Consider the following 24,076-nt stretch of genomic DNA (forward strand, 5'->3'; position numbering starts at 1 on the left):
TCCATGACTAAACCATCCAGGCAAAATGGCACCCAGCATCCCAGCGACGCCACCCGCAATGGCCGCAATCGGCGTCATTCGTTGCCACAGGCCCAGCAGTACGGGCACCACAATGGCGGCACACAGCAAGTCGGCAATCAAAAACAACCGCAGTACCGACAGCCCCTGTAAGGCAATCAATACCACCGGAATCATCACTACTACCGTCACCCAACGGGCGGCAACCAGTGACACGCCCCGCTGCTCGCTGCGTGCGACCACAAGCGAAGCAATGCCGTTTTGCAGCGTATCAACGCTGGAGGCTACCAAGGTCACCGCCAGCACTAAGGCGGGTAACGTCAACCAAATGGGAGCATCACTTAGCAGGGCAAAAAATGGCATCGGCGGTTCGCCTAGTGACACATCGCTCATCGCGGCCAACACGCCCAAACCGCCAATCACCATGACGACGACGACTGTCATCGCGCCGCCTAACCATGCCCCGCGCCCCAGGCTTTGGTCGTCTTGAGCGGCCCATACGCGCTGCCAATAGCCTTGGTGAAAGAGGTTGGCTGCGGTAACCGCGATGACTAGCGTTAACGCTACGCTGAGTGCACTGGTAACGGGAATGGAAGGTAGCGCAGTCTCATTGGGAATGGTGGGGAGCCGCCATAGGGCCATGCCGCCGACCACACACAGCAATATCAACAGCAGCCACGCCTGCCAACGGTCAGTGGCAAGGCTAGCCCGCAAGCCACCTGCCGCAGTATAAATTAACGTAGTGAGCGCCACGCCAATAATCACCAGCGCAGGTGGCACATCGGAAAGTAACGCAGTGATTGCCCCAATGGCGGTTAGTTCGGCAGCTAAAAAACAGGCCATATAGGCAATTGATACCAGCGTTACCCATCGCCTTACTCCAGGGCCATAGCACGCCTCAGCAAACTCGGCGATGCTGCGCCCTTCAGGCAGCGCACGGCGAATCTTCGGCCCATACAGCCCTAAGACGATAAACGGCAGCGCAGAGCCAAGCGCATAGCCTGCGAGGGCGAGCGGGCCAGCAAAGGCGCCAATTTCAGGGGGAGCAAAGAGAATCCATGCGCCCATGCCAGAAGCAAGAAAAGAGAGCCCCAGGGTAGAAGCTGTTTGCGAGTTGCGGGCGGTGACGTAGTCATCAAGAGGGCCATCTACCCAGCGAGCCCGTAGGCCTAAATAAGCAAAGCAGCACAGCGCCGCGCCAAGCACAGCTGACGTTAGGTAAAGCATGTCGCGCTTCCTCCGCCGGTACGAACCGGATCAGGTTCCAGGGTCTGCGCAGTGCACATCTCAGCCCTTTAAAGCAGGGCTCCCCTGGCGACAGTGAATGTAGGTGTGGTTTTAAGTACTTTTCTCGGCACTCAAAATTCAAGAACTATTCTCAATCAGAATCACAGCTTAGTAAAGATTAAGGTGTGGTGGCAGTATCCGAGCGAGGCACTCGCCCCATCAGGTAAAACTCCTCATTGGGCGGTGTGCCCGCCAGTGTGACCAAACGATTCGACAGGCCAAAAAACGCTGCGATGGCACCTATATCCCAGCAATCCTCTTGGCTAAAACCTACTTCAAGCAGGCGGGTGAGCCACTCGTCGGTCATTTCACCGACATCGATAGCGCAGTGCATAGCAAAATCGATCATCATCCGGTGGCGCTCACTAATCGGCGCCACGCGATGGTTGATCGCCACTTGGTCAGCGAGCAGCGGATCTTTACTGTAAATGCGCACCAGAGCACCGTGAGCGACCACACAATACAAGCAGCGGTTACGCGCGCTGGTAGCGACCACAATCATCTCTTTTTCGGCTTTGGTGAGCGTGTCCGATTCGCGTTCCATTAACGCATCGTGATAGGCAAAGAAAGCACGAAACTCAGCGGGGCGATGGGCCAGCATCAGAAAGACATTGGGCACAAACCCCGCTTTCTCCTGAACGGCCAAAATAGTACTGCGAATATCTTCCGGCAGATCATCCAATGTTTCAGGCACGTTAAAACGACTTAATGATGCAGACATACTCACCTCTTTATTGTTAAATTTAATCATCTGGTAAAAAAGGTTTAGCTGATAGGCAGCAAAAAGCTAAATTAAGACGCTTTTAATTAGCCGCCCTGCTCGCCATACTATAGATTCGATCTGTAACAAAAACCGCGCGCTACTCTTAATAAACGGTTCGTTCAAAGGGACACTTTCATGAGCCAAAACGAAGCCAAGGAACATACCCCCGGTCGTCTAAACGAGCTATTTGCTGACCCCTACCGAGCGTTTGAAAATGATACCGACGAGCGTCAGCTGCACATTCGTATCATGCTGCATATGTTGCTTGCCCGCCCCATGACACGGGGTCAAATGACACTCCGGGTCATCCATGGCTGGGAAAACGGCGGTTGTGAGCCCGAAGACCTACAGCATGTCGACTACAACCTCGGTGGAGTGCCTGACTTTAAGCGCGCGGTGCAGGATTTTGAAAACGCCTCTAAGCACAACACACCGCTACCTGCCGACAAAAGTGCCATTCTTGCCGCCCCACTCGCCGATGCGATTGCAGATGCCAAAGCAGAGGGTCAAGCACTCACCAACGACATTCGCGATACCCCAGCACAATGGCCAGCGTTTGAAGGCGGTTTAGCCCTCTACACGCTGTTTAAAATGTACCACCGTCTCATTTACGGTGAAGATGACAACTACCGCTGCTCCCAGTGCATGACGCCATTTGGCATGCGCGAAATACATGAATTTCATCTTGAAGAGGGTGAATTTGCGCTACTCGTTCCAACATCGGCTCAGTTTATGCATGAAGAGTCACTTTTAGTGTTACATGAAAGCCAGCTCGGCCCCATCGAGCAACTACTCGAAGAAAGCTTGCCGTTATTCGATAATTTTTAAGAGATAACAGCCTGTGCACTACTGTCAATTGACCCTGCTTTCTGCAGGGCCAATGTTCGTTAACCCAGGAAGCGCTCTTTAGCCCAGTGAAATCGTGCTATTAATACCACTGGAAACATTTTCTGGTTCAAACCAACGTGCCGTCACAGTTTTTGTTTGTGTCCAGAAAGCGATCGCCTGCTTACCATTAGGGCCTAAATCGCCTAGCTTTGAAGCCCTAGATCCAGTGAAGCTGAAGTAAGCAACCGGCACTGGAATCGGCACGTTAATACCAATTTGGCCAACCTCGATATCGGTTTCAAAGCGGCGCGCGACCCAGCCCGAGTTAGTAAAGATGGATGTGCCGTTGCCGTTAGGGTTAGCATTGATGAAAGCAATTGCGTCATCCAGCGTTTCAACACTCACCACACACAGCACAGGGCCAAAAATCTCCTCGCGGTAAATAGTCATATCCGCCGTTACATCGGCAAACAGAGTCGGCCCCACAAAGTTACCGTTGGGGTAACCCTCCACCTGGACGTTGCGGCCATCGACCATCAGTTTGGCGCCCTCTTTCTCACCCGCATCGATTAGACGCAGTACACGATCACGGGCTGCAGGTGACACCAACGGGCCCAAATCCGCATCAAGCTGAGTGCCCGGGCCGACTTTCATTGCTCGCGCCGCATCGACGATATCACTCAGCCACTCACGCGCCTCGCCCACCAGCACCACCACTGAGTTTGCCATGCAGCGTTGGCCCGCCGCGCCAAAGGCTGAGCCCAACAGGTTATTGATCGCTTGGCTACGGTTAGCATCGGGCATCACCACGCAGTGGTTCTTGGCACCCATCATCGCCTGCATACGCTTCCCTGCCGCCGCCGCACGGTTATACAGCAGAGAGCCCACATGAGTAGAGCCGATGAACGAGAGCGCTTTGATATCCTGATGGTCAGCAATTTGGTTGGCTACATCCGGGCCGCCGTGCACCACATTGAGCACGCCCGCAGGGACACCTGCTTCATGAGCTAACTCTACTAAGCGCATGGTGGAGCTGGGGTCTTGCTCCGATGGCTTAAGAACAAAGGTGTTACCGGTGGCAATCGCCAGAGGAAACATAAAACAAGGCAGCATAATCGGGAAATTAAAGGCAGTAATTCCCGCCCCCACCCCTAGCGGTTGGTGCATGGTGTAAACGTCTACCTCGTTGGCGGCGTTTTCAGCTAATTCACCCAACTGCAGCGAGGTAATCGAGCAGGCGTGTTCCACCACTTCCAAGCCGCGGCCCACTTCGCCTTCCGCATCGGGCAGGGTTTTACCATGTTCCTCGGTAATGAGTGCCGCCAGTTCTGCGGTATTGTCGCGAATCAGCGCCTGAAGCTTGAGCATGATGCGCATGCGTTTTCCCAGCGGGACTTTACGCCACTCCTTAAACGCCTCTTTAGAACTGCTGATAGCGCGTTCTACTTCGTCAGCGGTACAGAACGGCACCCGGGCTACCACCTCTTGCGTGGCGGGGTTAACTACATCGCGCCACTCCTGGCTTTGCGACTGCACGGGCTGACCATCGATATACATGGGGATTTCGCGAACGGACATAGCGTTGCTCCTATTTATGATTGTGGTTGTTATGGCTGTGGTTGTAATGGCTCTGGTTGTTATGGTCGTGATGGTTGTAAGAAATCGGTTTGTAAAAAGTCTATCGCGTTAAGGTAAGAACACAGGGTATAGCAGCAAGTTGACGTAAACGTCAATCAAGTATCACATGAGTAAACAAAATCTACAGCAGGACGTCAATTAGCCTTTCCATTGTGTCGTCAGGCTGGCTATGCTTCGGCTACTCAGTGTGCCGCAGCCTCGCGGATCGCACACGGCGAAAGCTAGTGTTTTAACACAGGGAATTATCTATGCAGACTTTTAGCTGCCGCTGTGGCAATCCGCTGTTCTACGAAAATACCCACTGCCTTAGCTGCCAGTCAGAGGTCGGCTGGTGCCCGGCTTGCAGCAATATCGTTGCCATTGAGCCCCTGGCTAACGGCGGCTATCACTGTACGTATCCAGGCTGTGATACGGCGCTGATGAAGTGTCACAACTACGCTGTTGAGAACATCTGCAATCGTATGGTGGTGATGGAAAACGGCCATGCGGACGCGCTATGCGACTGCTGCCGTTATAACGAGGTAATTCCTGATCTGACCGTCGCTGAAAACCGAGAGCGCTGGGCGGCGCTCGAAGCCGCGAAGCGGCGGCTGTTTCATACCCTCGATCTACTCAAACTTCCCCACGGCACTCAAAATGATGACATTTCTGTGCCTTTAAGCTTTTCTTTTATGGCCGATGCCCTGCCCGATCAGGGCTTGTGGCGCTCTACCGCCAAGCGAGAGAAGGTGTATACCGGCCATGCATCAGGCCATATCACCATCAACGTTAAAGAGGCTGACGACGTTGAGCGCGAACGCTTACGAGTAGATATGAACGAGTCTCACCGCACCTTGATCGGCCACTTTCGCCACGAGATCGGTCATTATTACTGGGACGTTTTGGTTAAAAATCGCGATGAAGAGGCGTGTCGCGCAGTATTCGGCAACCACCATCGGCCAAGCTATGCTGAAGCGTTAGAGCGTTACTACCAGCAGGGTGCCCCCGGCGACTGGCCCAACCGCTTTATCTCCGCCTACGCCACCATGCACCCCTGGGAAGATTTTGCCGAAACCTTCGCCTATTACTTGGATATGGTCGCCGTGCTGGATACCGCACTGCACATGGGCATTACCCACGTTGAGTATGACGGCAGCCTTGAGAGCATGCTGATTGCTTTTCATCAAGTAGGCATGGCGGTGAATGAGCTCAACAGGGATATGGGGCTGCTCGATTTGGCGCCTGGAGTGCTTGCCCCGGCAGTACGCGAGAAGCTGGCGTACCTGCACCAAATCGTGCAGGCCGCCAGCCCGATAGAGCGCGGTTCTCTCACTGGTTAGTCATTATCGTTATCCCCCGCATGACTCTGGCTTTGGGTCTGACTTTGAGTCTGGGTTACGCGGGGCACGCTGTCGTCATTGACAAAATAAGTGGCGCTAAGCGTATCGTGGATGGCAGCAAAGCCGATCTGCAGCTCGTCGATAAACAAATGCAGCTTACTAGGTGAATGAGCGAGTGCTTGAATATCGGCATCCACCACATCGGCGCGCACCAGCGAAACGGTCGCTGCCGGGCGATCCTGTCTTGGTAGCAGTGTTAGCTCATGGCCCAACGTTTCGAGGCTGCAGGCAATCGAGCGCGGCAGATTGGGGTCTTGCAGCAAAAAGCGCAGCACATCCGGCCCGCGCACGCGCAAGCGCACCTGCTGGCGGTACATTTGATAGGCGGTAAGTGACTTGAGCACGCTCATCCACTGCAAGTTCTCAAACGGCAGCAACTCTTCAGGGTTTTGTGGCAATAAGCTGGCAGAGCGCACATCAACAATGCGGGTGGTCATATCGGCCCGCTCCAACTGACGCCCCAACTCAATAAAGGTACGCGCTGGGCCGTGACTCAAGGTGCCTTCAATGAGGCCTGTCAACGCCTGGCAGCCACGGATGACGCTTTTCAGAAAGCTATCGCGACGGCGTGGACTTACGCCGTTTTCGGCATGGTCGGCGACACTCAGATATAGCTGGTTAACCTCTTCCCAAATCTCCCGGGGCACCACATCCCGGGTGGTTCTCAGGTTCTCGCGGGCACTGGCGAGCGCAGAGATAATCGAAATATCATTGTCGGGATCAGCGCATAAAAAATGCACCACATTGCGCTCATCAAAGTCTTCATGGCGTGCGGTGAAAGCTTCCAGGCTGCCGGTCATTTCGATAAGCGGCGCCCAACCCAGCGGCAGGCGCGCCGGCAAATCGAGCATAAGGTGACTATTGACGCTCAGTAAACGTGCGGTATCTTCCGCACGTTCAATATAGCGCGCCATCCAGTAGAGGTTCTCTGCAACGCGTGACAGCATGGCGTTAGGCTCCTTTCACCGCGGCCACTGCCGCCTTATCGTCAGTTTCTACAATCCAGGTATCTTTACTGCCACCACCTTGAGAGGAGTTCACCACCAACGACCCCTCGATCAATGCCACACGGGTGAGGCCACCAGTGGTAACGTGAATTTCAGGCCCCGAGAGTATGAAGGGGCGTAAATCCACATGTCGCGGCTGCGGCAAACCATTGGAAAGTGTTGGCGTAGTCGACAGCGCGAGGGTGGGCTGAGCCATGTAATTGCGCGGGTTAGCCTCAATCAAGCGGGCAAATTCTTCCCGGGTCTCTTTGGTTGAGCGCGGGCCAATCAGCATGCCGTAGCCCCCCGACTCATTGGCCGGCTTCACCACCAGCTCATCGAGATGATCAAGCACATAGCGGCGGTCATCTTCGAACATGCACAGGTAACTGGGCACGTTAGGCAGCAGCGGCTCCTGGTCGAGATAGTAGCGAATCAGCGCAGGCACGAAAGCATAAACGACCTTGTCATCCGCCACGCCAGCACCGGGTGCATTGGCCAGCGCGACTTTTCCCGCCCGCCAAGCGCGCATCAGACCCGCCACCCCCAGCATGGAGTCAGGGTTAAACGCTTCCGGGTCGAGAAACTCGTCATCCACGCGACGGTAGATAACGTCGACTCGGCGCAACCCTTCCACGGTGCGCATGTACACCACATCATTGTCATCGACTAGCAAGTCGCTGCCTTGCACCAGCTCGACGCCCATTTGCTGGGCAAGGTAGGCATGCTCAAAATAAGCGGAGTTATAGATTCCAGGCGTCAGCACCACCACCTGGGGATCATCCCCTGGCCGTGGTGACATCGCGGCGAGCATGTCGTAAAGATTGGCCACATAGTCATCAACGGGCAATATTTTGCCCGAAGCAAACAACTCCGGCAGTACCCGCTTGGTGACGTTGCGGTTTTCCAACATATAGGAGACGCCGGAAGGAATGCGCAGGTTATCCTCCAACACATACAGCGTGCCGTCACCATCGCGTACTAGATCTGAACCGCATACATGGGCCCACACACCGTGAGGGGGATTAATACCGACGCACTGGGGACGGAAATTAACCGACTGCGCTAGCACCTCGGCGGGTAATACTTTGTCCTTAATGACTTTTTGGTCGTGGTAGAGATCATCAATAAATAGGTTTAGCGCCTGCACGCGCTGTTTGAGGCCTGCCTCGGTTTTACGCCACTCGCTGGCGGGAATAATCCGCGGCACAATATCAAAGGGCCAAGCACGATCGATCATCGCGCCTTCAGAGTAGACAGTGAAGGTAATTCCCATGGTCCGAATGGCGATTTCCGCCGCGGTTTTCCGCTCGGCCAGCTCTTCTGCGCTAAACCTCGCCAACATGTTGCACAATTCACCCGCTGAATCGCGAGGCTGACCGGGTGCGGCCATCAGCTCATCGTAGTAATCACGACACGCATAGTTATTCCAATTCACTTGGCTCATGGGCGCTCTCCTGGCGCTGGGGTGGAAGCGGCAACTTCCTCAATGCACAGTGTAGGCCTGCCGCGCGCAAAACAATCAAACAATTGAGAGCAAAATACGTACCATCTTTTGCGATATTTCAACGTTCGCTTACTTAAACGCTACTTGACAGGGAGCACGAGCCAATTAAATCGACTAAATGCTCCATATTAGTGCATAAAAGCAGTGCCATTTTGGTGCATTAAGCGATTTCCACTTTAGTTAAACGCCTTAGTTAAGATAGCGGCTGCAAAAAAGTAAAAGTGGAACGATACTTGCGAAACGTTCGGTTATTCCTTAACCCAACCGACCCACCGGTTGATAACGGTTCTTTTGAGGGTGGCCCATGACCATTCGCGTTGCCTTGTATCATCGCACGACCTACCACTTTGACCGCCCGGTGCGTCTTTCGCCCCATGTTATCCGGCTGCGCCCAGCGCCCCACTGCCGCACTCATATTGAGGCGTATTCGCTCAAGCTCTCCGGCGACGACCACTTTTTAAACTGGCAACAGGATCCGTTTGGCAACTTCAATGCCCGCGTGGTGTTCCCAGAACCGCGTAAAGAGTTAACCATTGCCGTCGAACTCATCGCCCCAATGACGGTGATCAACCCGTTCGATTTCTTTTTGGACGACATTGCGCAAACGATCCCCTTTGCCTACCCCGAAGCACTGCGCCAGGAGTTAAGCCCCTATCTGGAAATAACCGAGTCAGGGCCACGGTTGATGGAGTGGCTCAAGGCCGTTCCCCGCGAACCCACCACCACCGTCGATTTCCTGGTAGCACTTAATCAACGCCTGCAGGAGGATATTGGTTATCTAGTACGCATGGAGCCCGGTGTTCAGAGCTGCGAAGAAACCTTAACGTTCGCCAGTGGCTCATGCCGCGACAGCGCCTGGCTGCTGGTACAAATTTTTCGCCATTTGGGCCTCGCCGCACGCTTTGTGTCCGGCTACCTCATTCAACTCAAGTCCGATGTCAAAGCGCTGGATGGCCCCAGCGGCAGCGAAGTGGATTTCACCGACCTACACGCCTGGACAGAAGTCTTCCTGCCCGGCGCGGGCTGGGTGGGTCTCGATCCCACTTCAGGGCTGTTCGCTGGCGAAGGCCACATTCCACTCGCCGCCACCCCGACGACCGGTAGTGCGGCGGCGATTACCGGGTTTTCGGATAAGTGTGAAGTCACTTTCGATGTCACCATGGAAGTGGAGCGCATCCACGAAGACCCGCGGGTCACCAAGCCCTATAGCGATGAGCAGTGGCAGCGTATCTGCGCCTTGGGTGACGAGGTAGATGCCGAGCTGCTCCACCAGGACGTACGCCTGACAATGGGCGGCGAACCCACCTTTGTCTCGGTCGACGATGTGGAGAGCCCACAGTGGAATACCGAAGCCCTGGGCGAGCACAAGCGCGAACGCGCCGAAGCACTGCTATCCCGGCTGCAGGCCGCCTACGCCCCCGGCAGCGCTATTCAGCAACAGCAAGGCAAGTGGTACCCCGGCGAGCCGCTGCCCCGCTGGACGCTAGCCTGTTACTGGCGTAAAGATGGCGTGCCCTTATGGCGCGACCCGCAATGGCTGGCCTGTATGGAAGGTGCCCCCAAGGTAGACGTTGATAATGCGATGGCTCAACGCTTTACCAAGGCCCTTAGCGAACGTTTGGGCCTTGCCGAGCGCTACTGGATTCCGGCGTACGAAGATGCCTACTACTACCTCTGGAAAGAGCAGTCGCTGCCAGTCAATGTTGACCCACGCGAAGCCAATCTCAAAGATGATGCCGAACGCCACCGCCTAGCCCGTTTGTTGGAGCAGGGCTTGGACGAAGTCGTGGGCTACGCCCTACCACTGCGCCACTCAATCAGCCAAGCTCACCGCTGGGAGAGTGGCCGCTGGCCGCTCAAGCGAGACCACTTATTCCTGGTGCCCGGCGACTCGCCCATGGGTCTACGTTTACCGCTTTCGGCGCTGCCTTGGGCTGCCCCAGAAGAGCAGCCTCAACCTGAATCGCTGTTCGCACCCCGCCCTGAACTGGGCGATATTCACGGCGAAGTTGCCCGCCGCAACGCCGAACAGCTGCATATCAGCGACGCCGAACGCTTGGGTCGCTCAAGCCACCCTAGCCCATCACACCCCGAGGGCGAATCCGTTCAACAGCAGCCACGGGCAAACAGCGACCGGGAAAGTAGCGTTATTCACACCAGTCTATGCGTGGAGCCACGGGATGGCCGCCTGCATATTTTCCTGCCGCCACTGACCAGCTTAGAGCACTACCTTGATCTGATCAGCACCGTTGAAGAGTGCGCCAAGGAGCTCGCTTGCCCGGTCATGGTAGAGGGCTACTCACCGCCGAAAGACCCGCGCCTGGAAAACTTTATGATCACCCCCGACCCCGGCGTGATCGAAGTTAATATTATGCCCGCGGCCAGTTGGCAAACCCTGGTGGCACAAACTGAACGGCTGTATGCCGAAGCACGGGAAAGCCGCCTGGGCACTGAAAAATTTATGCTTGATGGGCGCCATACCGGTACTGGCGGTGGTAACCATGTCACCCTGGGCGGGTTGACGCCTGACGACTCACCGTTTTTGCGTCGTCCGGATCTGCTGGCCAGTTTAGTGACCTACTGGCAGCACCACCCCAGCCTCTCTTACCTGTTTTCAGGCCTGTTTATTGGCCCCACCAGCCAAGCGCCGAGAGTGGATGAAGCGCGCCATGAAGCGCTCTATGAGCTGGAGATCGCCCTGCAGCAAATGCCCGAAGGTGAAGTGGTACAGCCTTGGCTGGTCGATCGCTTACTGCGCCACCTGCTCACCGACCTAACCGGCAATACTCACCGTGCCGAGTTCTGTATTGACAAACTCTACTCGCCGGATAGCGACAGCGGTCGCCTTGGCTTACTGGAACTGCGCGGCTTTGAGATGCCGCCCCATGCCCGTATGGGGCTGATGCAGATGCTGCTGATCCGCGCCTTGGTAGCACGCTGTTGGAAAACGCCTTACCGGGCCAAACCGGTGCGTTGGGGCAGCGCCTTGCAGGATCGCTGGATGCTGCCCCACTACCTGTGGAGTGACCTTGACGATGTGTTGGGTGACTTGCGCCGCCACGGCTTTGATTTTGACCTGGCGTGGTTTGCCCCCTTCCTGGAATTCCGCTTCCCGCTGCATGGACGCTTGCACACACCCATGCTGGATATCGAGCTGCGTCAAGCCATCGAACCCTGGCATGTACTGGGCGAAGAGGCCTCCGCTGGCGGCACTGCCCGCTACGTCGATTCTTCGGTTGAGCGACTGGAAGTCAAAGTCAGCGGTATGAGCGGTGACCGCTATGTGGTGACCTGCAACGGTCGCCGGGTACCTCTTTCAGCTACCGGTAGGAATGGCGAAGCGGTGGCCGGGGTGCGCTACCGCGCCTGGCAGCCACCCTCGGCGCTGCATCCGCAGATTCCCATTCACGCGCCGCTGGTGTTTGATGTGATCGACACCTGGAACCAGCGCTCTGTGGCGGGCTGTACCTACTACGTGGTGCACCCCACAGGGCGTAATTTCGATACCTTCCCGGTCAATGCGTTTGAAGCTGAAGCGCGAAGACTGGGTCGTTTTAGTGACAGCGGCCATCGCCATGGTCACCAGGTTCCCAAACTGGAAACGCCCAGCCTGGAACTGCCGCAGACTCTCGACCTGCGTTGGACGCCCAGCTAATGCTTTTCTCTTAGCGCCCAGTACAGGATAATCCGCCACCTACTTCTTAGGATTACAAGGATAATGACGGCCCCTGTCTCTCCCTCCCTTCTCGCGCCCGTGGCTAACGGGCTCGTTGAGGATTACTTACACCAGCTAGGCAAGGGACAGCCCGGCACGTTTGATGCCATGCTCGATGGCCAGGGGCAGTTACGCCCCGGCTGGCAGAGCTTGCTCGGCTCATTGGAAGGCCTGGGCCCGTCGGGTCGTCACCAGCAGCATGACGAAATTCAGCGCCTATTAGCTGAAAACGGCGTGATTTTTAATATGCACGATGAAACCCAGGGGCGTTCGTGGCGGCTCGACCCGCTACCCTGGGTGATTGATGAACCACAATGGCAAGCATTAGAAGCGGGGCTAATCCAGCGCAGTCGTCTGCTTAGCGCCCTTTATGACGATATTTATGGGCCAAAAACGCTCTTTGAGGCGGGGCTACTACCCACCCAGGAACTGCTTGCTTCAGCGCATTTATTGCTGCCCTGCCACCAGTCGCTACCCAATGACCGTGCAGCGATCAACTTCCACGGTGTGGATGTTATTGTGGATACAAAAGGCCAGTGGCGGGTGATGGCAGATCGCCTGCAGGCGCCATCAGGCACCGGTTTTGCGCTTGAAAATCGTATACTGATGGCCCGTGCCCTGCCGGATATGTACCGCAATGCGCCGTTAAAGCGGCTAGCGGGATTTCTAGACCTGCACCACCGTACGCTGATCGCCATGGCCTACCAGCATCGCGACAACCCCACGCTTATCTTATTAACGCCGGGACCGGGAAGCCCACGCTACTTTGAGCACGCTTACCTTGCCAACTATCTCAATATCGCGCTGGTAGAAGGCCAGGACTTAGTCGTACGCGATACCCAGGTATGGCTGCGTACGCTAGGCGGTTTGCAGCCAGTGGATGTGGTGCTGCGCCACTGCGACGATGCTTACTGCGACCCTCTGGAACTGCGTGGTGATTCGCAGCTTGGCGTGCCCGGGCTGCTGCAGGCCATGCGCGCAGGCGGCGTGGCGCTATCCAACGCCTTGGGAGTAGGCATTTTGGAAGCCCCGATATTAGCGGATTACTTACCGGTGCTGTGCGAGCACCTGCTGGGTGAGACTCTGCTGCTGCCCAATGCCGATGCCTCGACTCAACCCGCCACTGCACCGATTTTTGATAGTCACTTACAGCGCCTGGAGCCCACCACGCTTAACCTACGCTGCTTTGTGACACGCACGCCGGGCGGCGCCATCCACAACAACGCCAAAGGCAAAAGCAGTGAAGCCAGCGAGTACCAAGTGATGCCCGGTGGTTTAGCCTGGGTCGGCGAGCCTGGCTCGCCGTCCTTAAGCAGCACCGTCGTTAAGGATGTTTGGGTTACGGCGACCTCTCCCCAACCCCACGTTAGCCAGCTCCGCCAGGCCCGCGGTCCGGTGGTGGCCACACGTGACGGCACTGACCTACCCAGTCGAGTAGCCGAAAGCCTGTTTTGGTTAGGCCGCTACGGCGAGCGATTAGACACCCGCGCGCGACTGCTGCGTGAAGCGCTGCTCAGGCTGATGGAGTACGACCAGGATGAGATCGCCGATCAACTGCTTGATGAACTCCTGCTAGCACTGGATATCACCACGCTAAACGAAGAGGACGACCAGCGGCTTCAGGCACCGCTGATTGGCTTCGAGCTCAAGCGCGCCGCACTGCTGGCCCAATTTGATGATGTGGATCCCCAGGCACTGCAGCCCCTTTTTGCACAGCTAATGCGCAATGCACGCAGCGTGCGCGACCATTTAGGCGACGACTCCTGGCGGGTGGTGCACCAACTGCGCCAGCGCATGGCCACCTTTAACCCCAGTTTAGGGGCCAGCGCGGCGCGGCGCGCCTGTGAAGGGCTGTCGGCACAGCTTGCCGCCTTCTTCGGGCTGTGTAACGAAACCATGCCGCATCACTACGGCTGGCGGTTTATGGATATTGGCCGCTTCCTGGATCGCGTGCTAGGACTGCTCTCGCTGCTCAAGCTCACCCTCAATGCGCCGCACTCGCCGGGGCTGGCGCTATGGGAAGTCGTGCTCGCCACCACCGATAACTTTACCGCCTACCGCCGCCGCTACCGCAGCGAGCTTCACCCTGCGGCGATTCTCGATCTACTGCTGTTCGATGAAACCAATCCCCGCTCGGTGGGCTATATGCTCAAGCGCATTGAGCGTCAGATGGATCGCTTGCCGGGCAGCTCATCGCCCTACCGCAACGCTGAGCGACGGCTGTTAATTCAGGCCAATGCGGCGCTTCATCTGGCCGATATTGATCGCTTAAGTCACTTGGCCGACACCTCTGAGGCGCAAGATGCCTTAGCGCAACTGCTGGATGCGCTCATTGAACCCTTAAGCGCGCTTTCTGAAGCCATTAGTCAGAGTCATTTCAGCCATGTGGAAAGGCCACGGCAGTTAGTCAGCATGGAGCCCAATGCATGAACTACACGCTGCGCCATACCACCCGTTATCACTACAGCGCGCCAGTTACACTGTGCCATAGCGAAGCACGGGTGCTACCGCGCAAAACGCCGCACCAGCAGTGTGGCGCATCAGAACTGCAGATCAGCCCCGCGCCGCAGGTACGGATGGAGCGCCGCGATGTATTCGGCAATCGAGTGCTGTATTTCGCTATGGAGGACGTCCACCAAACGCTGGATGTCACGGTAGTCACGCCGCTAAGCACACAACCCTTAGCGGCGTTACCAGCCACCTCAACTACGTGGGAACAGGTTGCTCAGCAGATTAGCCAGAACAACAGCTTTGACATTCAACTTTACCGCCTCGACTCACCGTTTATCCGCCGTAACGACGAGCTAGCCAACTTTGCCCACAGCTGCTTTACCCCAGGCAGGCCGATAGTCGAGGCGGCTCTAGCGCTTAATGAATTGATTTACAAATCGTTTGAGTACGATCCCAGCTTCACCACGCTGGCGACACCGCTAAGCGAGGTGCTCGCCAACCGGCGCGGCGTCTGCCAGGATTTTGCTCACCTGGCGATTGGAGCGTTGCGCTCGGTAGGTCTCGCCGCACGCTATGTCAGCGGCTATTTAGAAACCCAGCCGCCGCCTGGTCAGCCACGCCTGATCGGCGCAGATGCTTCCCATGCGTGGCTGGCTACCTGGATTCCCGAATGGGGTTGGCTGGCCCTTGACCCCACCAACGGCACCGTGGCTGGCGAACAGCACCCGGTGCTCGCCTGGGGGCGGGATTACGCCGATGTCGCCCCGCTCAAAGGCGTTATGAACGGGGGCGGCGAGCACCGCCTGGAGGTCGAAGTTGATGTGATGCCGCAGCCTATGCTGTCACCGGTGACGTCGACTGGGCACTAGGCCGACTCGTAGGCGGCCTTAAGGCGATAAAACTCTTCTACAATAGCGGCCATTTCATCGGCGTCGTAGTCGCAAAGGCCGCTTACTACGAGCTTTTTGGACCCCACTCCTACGGCTTCCCCAGCGGACTCGATCGAGAACTCCAGCAGCGCATCGGCGCGTTTACCGTGAACCTCTAGCGAAGAGTGGTTCAGCGTCAAGCCCGGCGAAAAGCTATCTAAACGCTCAAGTGTAAACCCCATGCTATCGTAGATCACCAGTGGGCGTTTAGGGTTAAACATGACCCCATGTTGCTCCATCAGCGGTTTGAGATAGTGCGGAAAATTTTTGCCTGAAAATGCTACATAGCAACGCGCAAAGGCTTCCACCACCGACGGATCGTGGGTAATGTCATCACTACGCACCACCTGTAAGTAACATTTGCCGCTCTCATCACAAACGTGAAGTGCACCGTCATCTGCCTCACTAAACTTAAGCGGCGTGTCAGCCCCTACCATGTTCGTGAAGCGAAATTCCATTTGCCGCGACAACCCAAACTTTGTGAGTATCAGTACAAATAGTAGATCACCGGGCACACAAAAGCGGCGTGCATCCGGATTATGAATAGGGTTGTAGTCACCCGCTACGCCTTTGGCGAAGCGACTGGCCTGCTCTGCGGAGATCACTACATACTCTCCGCGCTGCGCGTAATAATCCTTGAACATGGCGTTTGTTGCCTGCCTAGCGTTGAAATCGAAGACCCGTCACTGCCCAACGCCGCGCATAATGCCATAAAACACGCCCCAACAGGAGTTATCTGCTAGGGAAGCCACTATGCCAGACGCGAACACTCGTAAAAACCGTCTACCTCGCCTGCTGCTGAGGGTGTTGATTGGCCTACTGTTTCTCATCCTTATCTGGGTGGCTGGCAGTTATTGGCTGCTTAACAGCCAGTGGCTGCCAGCGCGCATTTCACAATTTGAGGGCATCGATATCCGCTGGGAGCAAGGCGCTAGCCGACACCCAGGCCGCTGGGAAGTAGAGGGGCTCTATCTAGCTCGTGAAGATGAAGCACTGCCCATCTCGATTGAGGCCGAACGCGCCACTCTTTCGCTCTCGCTACTGTCCCTGTTGCACGGCGAACTGCATATCGACGCACTCGATGCCGAGGGCATTCGCCGCCTGACCGTGGGTGACATTGCGCTTGAAGCTGACGGCCAACTGCAAATAAAGGAAACCACGCTGAGTCGCGAGACCCTAGCGATCCCTAACATTTCCCTTGCCATCACTAATGGTCGTTTAGTTCGCCTGAGTGATCAAGTGAACTTAGTGCGCGCTATCAATCTTAACGCTAAGGCGACGCTCAAAACGATAACCCCTGTCGACGCCACTAGCGGCGAGTTGAACCCCAACCTCCTGGCCGCACTCTCCGCACAGCTTCAGCTGGATGCCCAGGCAGATGCCTGGGATGTCTTTATGCCCTACTTAGACGCCCTGCCCTGGCTAACCCTGGAGGGGCGCGGGGCACTGACGGGGAAACTGGCGCTAACCGCTGGCAAGTTACAACCTGGTAGCGAACTTATGCTGGACGCGCCTGAGCTGCGTTTAGCGGTTAATGAACAGCGCCTGCGCAGGCCTAGTGACTCGCCGCGCTGGGTAGTAGCGGATAACCCACCGCCACGCCACATGGCTACGGGAGAGGGCCAAGTCCGCTTGGTGGTTGAGAACGATCAACTGCATTTTTCAACGCAGCTAGCCGATGTTGAGCTAGCCGACACACACCCTTACGCAGAGCACGTCGAGCTGCGCCTTGCTAGCCAAATTCCCAATCAGCGCCTGGATCAACTCGACCTTCCCACGGCGGCGACGCTAGCTTTGCAAGGTGACATCACCCGCCTGGATATGCTGAACCGGTATCTTTCGCCCGGTGTAAAAAGAAAAAGCACTGAACTAGAAGGCATCCGCCTGTCAGGCCATGGCCAAATTGAGGCCTCGGCCAGCATTCGCGAATCACGCCCCTTCGATGCCCAACTGAGTATTCAAGCACCCGAGTTGACGGCGGATACATGGGGGTTCACCGCCCAGGGTAGCGGCTCGCTTAACGCCCAGCTGACACCGCAGGAGGTCATTGAGGCAACGCTTAACTTTGCCGATGCCACACTGCATCATCAAGAGCGTCTGCTGCTTGAGGATGCAGATATCAATCTCGTCGCCACGAGCCCCTTTGATACTGAAAAAGCCCGCGAAGAGGCATCCGCGACAATAAGCTGGCAATCCGCACGCCTGCCTAATATCAACGTTTTACAAACCTACTTAGGCGCCATTTTACCTGACCCCGCGCCGCTGCAGTTGCTCAGCGGGGAAGCCACGAGCCACGGCCAGCTAACCATGGCGTCAGAACAGCTCAGCGGAGAGGTGCATTTAGCCGGAAACGGTCTTACCACTCGCTGGCAGTACGGCGAACAACTCGGCATGTTAACCAGTGATATGCAGCTTTTCCTGCCAATTCAGCAGGCGGCAATAGATGGCTCAACGCTAAATATCAGCGGCACTCGGTTGAGCTGGCAAATAGCCAATGTCGACCAACCTAGCGATCGTCTAGAGAGCGTATTAGTGTTAGATGATGGTCGTTTTCAACGCCGGGGCAACGCACCAAGCGGGCAATTTTCACTAGAAGGAAGCGTGCAACGGCTAGGCTTTTTAAATGCGTTTCTGCCTGATGCACATGGCTTGGCTATCGCGGGTGAAGGCCAACTCTCTGCCCAGGGCGCCTTTCGCGATAACCGTTTGCTGGCACCCACTCGGCTGCGGGTCAATGCCGACCAGCTAGAGGTCACGTTTCTAGACTATCTCGCCACCGGGCGTGGTGAACTTACTGCCCAATTGGATAGTCCCGAGCAGGCTCAGCTCTCACTTGGCATCCCCCGTTTTGCCCTACGGCGCCAAGACGATAATAGCCCGCACCTGCAAGGTCGCCATTTTGCCCTCACCACACAAACTGAGCGTTTTAGCGATGTACTTGAATCTCCCCTGCCCGAGTACTTCACCACGCGCATTGCGCTGCCGATTACCGAGGTGCCCGACTTCACCCGTTACAACCGCTATCTGCCTGAAGGTGCGGGTATTACGTTGCTGAATGGGCAAGCCAGCCTTGAAAGTGAGTGGCTGCTGGAAGGGTTAAACGCCCAGGGCGAAATTACCCTGCGCGCCTTTGGCGCAGAGTTAGCGCTGCTGGATCAGCGGCTTCGCGGCGATTTGCATCTCTATCTACAGTTAACCGAAGGTGACCTGGAAACACGTCGCTTTACCGCCAACGACTCTGTATTACGCCTGGAGAACGTTAATCGCCAGAGTGAAAACGGTTCGTCGGATGCGGGTTGGTGGGTGCAGCTCGCCATGAACGAGGCAGAGTTGGCGTGGGAAGACCCTATTCGTCTAGCCAGCCAGCTACGCCTTGAGATGCGTGATACTGGGTTACTCGCCCGGCTATTTCTCGCCCGTGCAAGGGATAGTGACTGGCTCGGACGACTACTGAATGTTCACGATATTGAGGGCACGGCGCTGCTAGAGATCAGCGGCGAACAGATCAGCCTTAGCGACCTAACACTCACCGGTGGCCCACTATTGCTGCTTTCGGATGTTGCGCTGGCCGACCGCACTGCTAACGGCGCGCTCTATGCGCGCCTTGGCGTACTTGGTTTGGGAGTAGAACTTAACGACAGCGAACCAACCTTGCGGGTTATTCAACCGCGCCGCTGGTTTGACCGCTGGCGGGAAGCCAATGGCAAATAATACGGCTAATCGTTTCCTAGCGTTTTTTGCGCTCACGACGAATCATTCTTACCCGCTCTTTGGCTTTTTGCGGTGTAGAGAGCGGTGCTGCCGTCTCATCTTGGGGTTTCGGCGGTACCGTCACCCAGGCAAACACCGGCAATGCCAAGTGCCAATGAATCGCCGCCAAACGCAGCCCAAGGGTGACGCATAGCGAGGCGGCAATCGCTATCGCCAGTGGCGCTTCCAGCGCATACAGCGCCACGTAAACGACGCCTCCGGCCATCGCCGCCGTGGCGTACACCTCTTCGCGCAGCACCATGGGCACTCGCTGGGCCAATACATCACGGATCATGCCGCCGGCTACGCCGGTCATCATGCCCATTAACACAGCTACCGTGCCCGCGCTTCCCAGCAGTAGGGCCTTATGCGTACCAATCACAGTAAACAGTGCCAACCCAAACGCATCGGCAATGGGCAAAAAGCCCCGCGATAAGCGGTGGATATAGTGAAACCCCAACAGCGAAACAACCACAGTGGCTAGAATCACCCACAGGTAGGTTGGATCGGTCACCCAAAACACCGGCCTTACACCGAGTACTAAATCCCGCAGTGTGCCCCCGCCAATGCCGGTGACCGCCGCCAACACCAGCATACCAATCGGATCCATGCGTGACCGGCACGCCAAAATCACGCCCGACAGCGCGAACACGATGACACCCGCCATATCCAGCCAGTAGACCACACCCGACACGCCCCTCTCCTTTATGCTCGCAATCTATAAAGGCAGCAAGAATAGCACTCCACTCACAGTGAAGGAGTGCAGCACTGATCATTTTTTAATCATCATACCGCTAATTTGTAAGACATTGACTACACCATTTGTAAGACATTGCCGTTAGAAGCCCAACGGGGGTTGTTGTCCTCGTATAGGTCGTTATTCTGATCGTTTCTTATTTATCTTGGTTACGATTGGCTATTATCCTAGGAGGGGGCATGGCGCTCAGCACCGGTTTGCAATTTACCCTAACGCTACCCGGCGTTGACGACATCGCAGTTATCGACTTTACCCACCGCGAAGCGCTCTCCCAGCCCTTTGAGCTGGCACTCAACTTGGCCAGCCGCAATAGCCGCCTGGATGCGGCTGAACTGCTGGATCGCGAAGCCACCCTGACCATCTGGCAGGGCGGCGAACTGCTGCGTCGGGTTCATGGCATTGTTGCTGAATTTGGCCGCGGCGACCGTGGCCATCGCCGCACCTTCTACTCCCTGGTACTGCGCCCGGCGTTATGGCGGCTTTCGCTGCGCCACAACTCGCGGATTTTCCAGAAAGTCGACCCCCTCACCATCATCAATACCCTGTGCGATGAGCGGGGTATTCGCGATGTGGCTTTTGCGGTCACCCGCGAGCTACCCGAGCGCGAATACTGCGTCCAGTACCGGGAAACCGACCTTGCCTTTATCGAACGTCTGGCCGCCGAAGAGGGGCTGTTTTACTTCCATGAGTTTGCAGAGGGTAGCCATCGGCTGATCTTTGCCGATGACCCACAGGTACTCACGAGCCTAGGTGAACGCACCTACCATAGCCGCGCCGGTGGCACCGCCCCCAGCCGCCATGTGCGCAAGCTCAGCCACACGGCGAGAGTTGCTGCGGCCACCGCCACGCTAAAAGACTACAGCTTTAAAAATCCTGCCTATGCACAGCTACATGAACACCTGGGGCGCGATGTAGAAGACCATGGGCAGCAAGTCGATTACGAACACTACGACTACCCCGGCCGCTACAAACAGGACGCCTCCGGCAAACCGTTTACCAGTATTCGCTTGGAACAGCTGCGCCGGGAGGCGATCACCGCCAGTGCCGAAAGCGATCTGCCCGAACTCGCCCCCGGCGTGCGCTTTAACCTGACCGACCACGACACCGACAGCCTCAACCGCGATTGGCAAGCCATTGAAGTGAGCCACGTCGGTGAGCAGCCCCAGGCGCTGGAAGAAGACGGCATGCTTGTCGGTAAAGAGTTTCAGGGCGATGCCAATGGCATGACTCGCTATCACAATCAGGTCACACTTATTCCCGGCGATGCCCCCTGGCGAGCGACCCCCAACCCCAAACCCCGGGTCGATGGCCCTCAGGTGGCCTTTGTAGTGGGCCCCGAAGGCGAAGAGATTCACTGCGACGAACACGGCCGGGTCAAAGTCCAGTTCCCCTGGGATCGCTATGCGGAACCAGACGACACAGCAAGCTGTTGGGTGCGGGTCGCCCAAGGCTGGGCAGGCGGCGGCTACGGCAGTATCGCCATTCCGCGTATTGGCCATGAAGTGATTATTTCGTTTTTGGAAGGCGACCCCGATCAACCGCTGGTCACTGGGCGTACCTATCACGCGGTGAATACCGCGCCCTACCCGCTGCCGGAACACAAAACCCGCACCGTCATTCGCACCCAAAGCCACAAGGCCGAAGGCTTCAACGAGCTACGTTTTGAAGACCAAGCGGGCGAAGAGCAAATCTGGCTCCACGCCCAGAAAGACCTGGAGCTGTTAACCCTTAACAACCGTATTGAAGAGATCCGCAACGACAGCTTTTTGCAGGTCAATAACGACCGCATCAGCGAGATCGACAACGACGACCACCACACGGTTCACGGCAACCGCTTTGAACACACCGAAGGCCAACAGCACTTCAGCGTGGATGGCACGCTACATATCAACGCTGGTCAGGCGTGGCTAAGCGAAAGCGGCCGCGAGCTGCACATCAAAGCAGGCCATAAAGTGGTGCTGGAAGCCGGTAGTGAATTAACCCTGAATGCAGGCGGCAGCTTTATAAAGCTGGACGGCGGCGGCGTCACCATGGTCGGCCCCAAAGTTCGCGTCAACGCCGGTGGCAGCCCCGGCAATGGCAGTGGTCAAGCGGTGGAAGGCCCGTTGTTGCCAGGGCATGCGGTGGCGGAGGGGCATGAAGATGTCACCATGGGACCGGTTTTCGGTAAGCGGCTTGAGCAAGCGATGGCTGATGATATCCCTTTGGTTGAGCTTTGCCAGTTACAGCGTGATGGAAGCTGCCCGCTCGCTGACTGCCCTTGTAGGAATAATGTGACGTGATGAGAGTCATTCAAGCAAACACGTTATCGCAACTGCTAAATCAGAATAACGGACTACAGCATTGGCTGGTGCTGGAAGAAAACGGCAAAACGTTATCGTCTCTTTATCGGCAACTACAGAGTGTCGATTTCGATTGGTTGTTTCTTCAGACCCGCTATAAAGATTTTTTGAAGCGTAGCCCTATCTTGATGCCTTTGAACCAAGCTACTAAAGGCATTCTAGAAACGTTTTCTGAAGACCCAAGAAAGGGCATTGCGCCTGGGGTCATTATCGCTAGTCGCGCGCCGCGAAACGAAGTACTAGCTCACTTGCGAAGCTGTCTGGAAGTAACATTTTACGGCAACCGAAAAGGGATGTTGCGGTTTTACCACCCTGATATTGCTGCCGCTCTTTTTAGTCAGCCTGAAGGGGTTAGTAGACAGTGGTTTGGGCCAATAGCTCAGTGGATATGGCAAGGCGACGAAATCGGAGCTAAACCCACGGCGTCACCTCTTTGGCAAGCACTGGAAGCAGACGATCAAACGGATGAGAGCGTTCTTGCTCCCGATCAGGTGCTACAGCTGACCAGGCATCAGGAGCAAGCGCTGGAGCGGTATATTCGATTAACGAGGGCATTTAAACAGTATAGAAGCCCTGGTGAGTCGCTGGACGATATGGAAGTACGACAAAATTTCTTGAACAGCGATACAGCACAACAAGCGTTATTCCCAGCTAAAAATCTTAATCCGGTTAGCGCCACGGCAGAGAGCACCGTATGAGCCAGGAACTGAGCCAACATAAAGCATGTGAAGAACCCAAACTATATATCCAGGTACTGGGTAAAGACCATCCTGAAGGTCACCGGTTCTTTTTTTATGATGAACACGACGAGCAAGAGCAGCCTGGGTTAACAGATGCTGTAGAAGAGGAAGACCTGCCGGAACCAATAAGCCGTATCCACAGCTGGGAGTGGGAAGCAGAACCAGATCGCAATGTCTGGTTAGAGATTGCCAGCGAAGAAGGTGACCCAATACGTGTACCGCTGTTTGCGGGTGTGGGTAAAACGCCCTGGCAAGAGCATGAACGTGATACGGTTTTCCAGCAGTATGTTGTTCAGCCCATTGTGCCGCTCGCCTTTTGGCAATCCCTGGTAGACGATGCCTCTCATGCCCTGCCGAGCCGCCCCGGCTACCTATATATTCACTATCGTGGCGCACTGTGGCGCGAAATTGAAGTGTCAGTTTCTGAAGCAGATGAATGGCAATTTAAAGATGTAGATTTGGCAAAGCACCGCGATGAAAGCGACGCTTTTGTGGATGACCAACGTTCTGCAACGGGCCAATCCCTCACGGAAATATGGTTGCCTGCCCGTCGTGCCTCGAACTGGCTAAGCGGCGAGGTCAAGGTAGCCTTTTCAGATGTTCAATGGTCGGCGGCCCGGCTGAACTGCTTGGAATCCGATCCCACGGCCATCAATCAGCGCTTCCAGTCTGTTTCCCTGCGTGATCCCTCCGGGCGTATCGCAAGTGGCCAGTTGCTTGCGGCCGAAGAGCTGTTGCCACAGCGAGGGCGTAGCTCCAGCCTCGAAACGCAACTCGTGCACCCGCCGCTCTGGACCGAGGACCTTTCAGGCAGTAGCGTTACTGAACGCTATCAGCAAGCCTTGAGCGAGCAGCAACGCTTTGATAGTGGTGGCTCGGAGGCGGTGAACGGTGCCTGGAACGAAGCCAATCGCGACAATTCCCCCTTAAGGCGGGATGTTGGACTGCGTACCGCCGCCGTTGAAGTGGTATGCCATTCCAATCGC

General features: G+C 56.2%; 16 protein-coding genes and 1 riboswitch. Of the genes, 9 read left to right on the top strand and 7 right to left on the bottom strand.

Going from position 1 to position 24,076, the window contains the following annotated elements; all coding sequences use genetic code 11:
- The coding region (locus tag KUC_RS12090; RefSeq protein WP_244264794.1) for an SLC5/6 family protein at positions 1–1,245 on the bottom strand (1,245 nt) is incomplete at its 3' end.
- A riboswitch (TPP riboswitch) is annotated at positions 1,235–1,341 on the bottom strand. Its footprint overlaps the gene before it by 11 nt.
- Before the next feature lie 82 nt (positions 1,342–1,423).
- Positions 1,424–2,026, bottom strand: coding sequence for a peroxidase-related enzyme (locus KUC_RS12095; RefSeq protein ID WP_040480784.1), 603 nt, complete (start codon positions 2,024–2,026; stop codon positions 1,424–1,426).
- Positions 2,027–2,203: 177 nt separating this feature from the next.
- On the opposite strand from KUC_RS12095, the gene KUC_RS12100 reads away from it, so the two are divergent.
- Positions 2,204–2,896, top strand: coding sequence for a hypothetical protein (locus KUC_RS12100; RefSeq protein ID WP_007113486.1), 693 nt, complete (start codon positions 2,204–2,206; stop codon positions 2,894–2,896).
- Between the two features lie 78 nt (positions 2,897–2,974).
- Here KUC_RS12100 and KUC_RS12105 read toward each other — a convergent pair whose 3' ends face one another.
- The gene (locus tag KUC_RS12105) at positions 2,975–4,474 is read right to left on the bottom strand and encodes a CoA-acylating methylmalonate-semialdehyde dehydrogenase (RefSeq protein ID WP_007113487.1); all 1,500 of its coding nucleotides are present in this window, start codon (positions 4,472–4,474) and stop codon (positions 2,975–2,977) included.
- A 308-nt stretch (positions 4,475–4,782) separates the two neighbouring features.
- Here KUC_RS12105 and KUC_RS12110 point away from each other — a divergent pair, with 308 nt between their 5' ends.
- On the top strand, positions 4,783–5,853 hold the full coding sequence (locus tag KUC_RS12110; protein WP_007113488.1) for a zinc-binding metallopeptidase family protein: 1,071 nt from the start codon (positions 4,783–4,785) through the stop codon (positions 5,851–5,853).
- Here the strand turns inward: KUC_RS12110 and KUC_RS12115 are convergent.
- Both KUC_RS12115 and KUC_RS12120 read right to left on the bottom strand, forming a co-directional pair.
- Positions 5,850–6,860, bottom strand: a complete 1,011-nt coding sequence (locus tag KUC_RS12115; protein WP_007113489.1) for an alpha-E domain-containing protein — start codon at positions 6,858–6,860, stop codon at positions 5,850–5,852. The two genes, KUC_RS12110 and KUC_RS12115, sit on opposite strands and share 4 nt — an antisense overlap.
- Before the next feature lie 4 nt (positions 6,861–6,864).
- The gene (locus KUC_RS12120; RefSeq protein ID WP_007113490.1) at positions 6,865–8,346 is read right to left on the bottom strand and encodes a circularly permuted type 2 ATP-grasp protein; all 1,482 of its coding nucleotides are present in this window, start codon (positions 8,344–8,346) and stop codon (positions 6,865–6,867) included.
- Positions 8,347–8,710: 364 nt separating this feature from the next.
- Here KUC_RS12120 and KUC_RS12125 point away from each other — a divergent pair, with 364 nt between their 5' ends.
- The 3 genes from KUC_RS12125 to KUC_RS12135 all read left to right on the top strand — a co-directional run bounded on the left by KUC_RS12125 (position 8,711) and on the right by KUC_RS12135 (position 15,441).
- A complete protein-coding gene (locus KUC_RS12125; RefSeq protein WP_007113491.1) occupies positions 8,711–12,061 on the top strand; it encodes a transglutaminase family protein in 3,351 nt (1,116 codons plus the stop codon).
- 63 nt (positions 12,062–12,124) lie between these two features.
- Positions 12,125–14,551 (top strand): circularly permuted type 2 ATP-grasp protein, encoded by a 2,427-nt coding sequence (locus KUC_RS12130; protein ID WP_040480785.1) that lies wholly within the window; start codon positions 12,125–12,127, stop codon positions 14,549–14,551.
- Positions 14,548–15,441 carry a transglutaminase family protein gene (locus KUC_RS12135; protein WP_007113493.1) on the top strand — a complete coding sequence of 298 codons (894 nt, stop codon included), beginning with the start codon at positions 14,548–14,550 and terminating at the stop codon, positions 15,439–15,441. Before KUC_RS12130 ends, KUC_RS12135 begins: the two co-directional genes overlap by 4 nt.
- Here the strand turns inward: KUC_RS12135 and KUC_RS12140 are convergent.
- Positions 15,438–16,145: a DUF3581 family protein gene (locus KUC_RS12140; protein ID WP_007113494.1), complete on the bottom strand. Its 708-nt coding sequence runs from the start codon at positions 16,143–16,145 to the stop codon at positions 15,438–15,440. The two genes, KUC_RS12135 and KUC_RS12140, sit on opposite strands and share 4 nt — an antisense overlap.
- 109 nt (positions 16,146–16,254) lie before the next feature.
- Here KUC_RS12140 and KUC_RS12145 point away from each other — a divergent pair, with 109 nt between their 5' ends.
- Complete coding sequence (locus KUC_RS12145) at positions 16,255–19,212, top strand: translocation/assembly module TamB domain-containing protein (protein ID WP_040480786.1); 2,958 nt, start codon at positions 16,255–16,257, stop codon at positions 19,210–19,212.
- A gap of 16 nt (positions 19,213–19,228) precedes the next feature.
- Here the strand turns inward: KUC_RS12145 and KUC_RS12150 are convergent, their stop codons facing one another.
- Positions 19,229–19,945 (bottom strand): trimeric intracellular cation channel family protein, encoded by a 717-nt coding sequence (locus KUC_RS12150; RefSeq protein ID WP_007113496.1) that lies wholly within the window; start codon positions 19,943–19,945, stop codon positions 19,229–19,231.
- A 242-nt stretch (positions 19,946–20,187) separates the two neighbouring features.
- Here KUC_RS12150 and KUC_RS12155 point away from each other — a divergent pair, with 242 nt between their 5' ends.
- The 3 genes from KUC_RS12155 to KUC_RS19695 all read left to right on the top strand — a co-directional run.
- Positions 20,188–22,290 (top strand): type VI secretion system Vgr family protein, encoded by a 2,103-nt coding sequence (locus tag KUC_RS12155; protein WP_007113497.1) that lies wholly within the window; start codon positions 20,188–20,190, stop codon positions 22,288–22,290.
- The gene (locus KUC_RS19100) at positions 22,290–23,048 is read left to right on the top strand and encodes a DUF4123 domain-containing protein (RefSeq protein WP_007113498.1); all 759 of its coding nucleotides are present in this window, start codon (positions 22,290–22,292) and stop codon (positions 23,046–23,048) included. Before KUC_RS12155 ends, KUC_RS19100 begins: the two co-directional genes overlap by 1 nt.
- Positions 23,045–24,076, top strand: a 1,032-nt coding sequence (locus KUC_RS19695; protein ID WP_040480787.1) for a toxin VasX, incomplete at its 3' end; no start/stop codon positions are given. The genes KUC_RS19100 and KUC_RS19695, both read left to right, overlap by 4 nt.

Source organism: Vreelandella boliviensis LC1 (assembly GCF_000236035.1).
Lineage (GTDB): Bacteria > Pseudomonadota > Gammaproteobacteria > Pseudomonadales > Halomonadaceae > Vreelandella > Vreelandella boliviensis.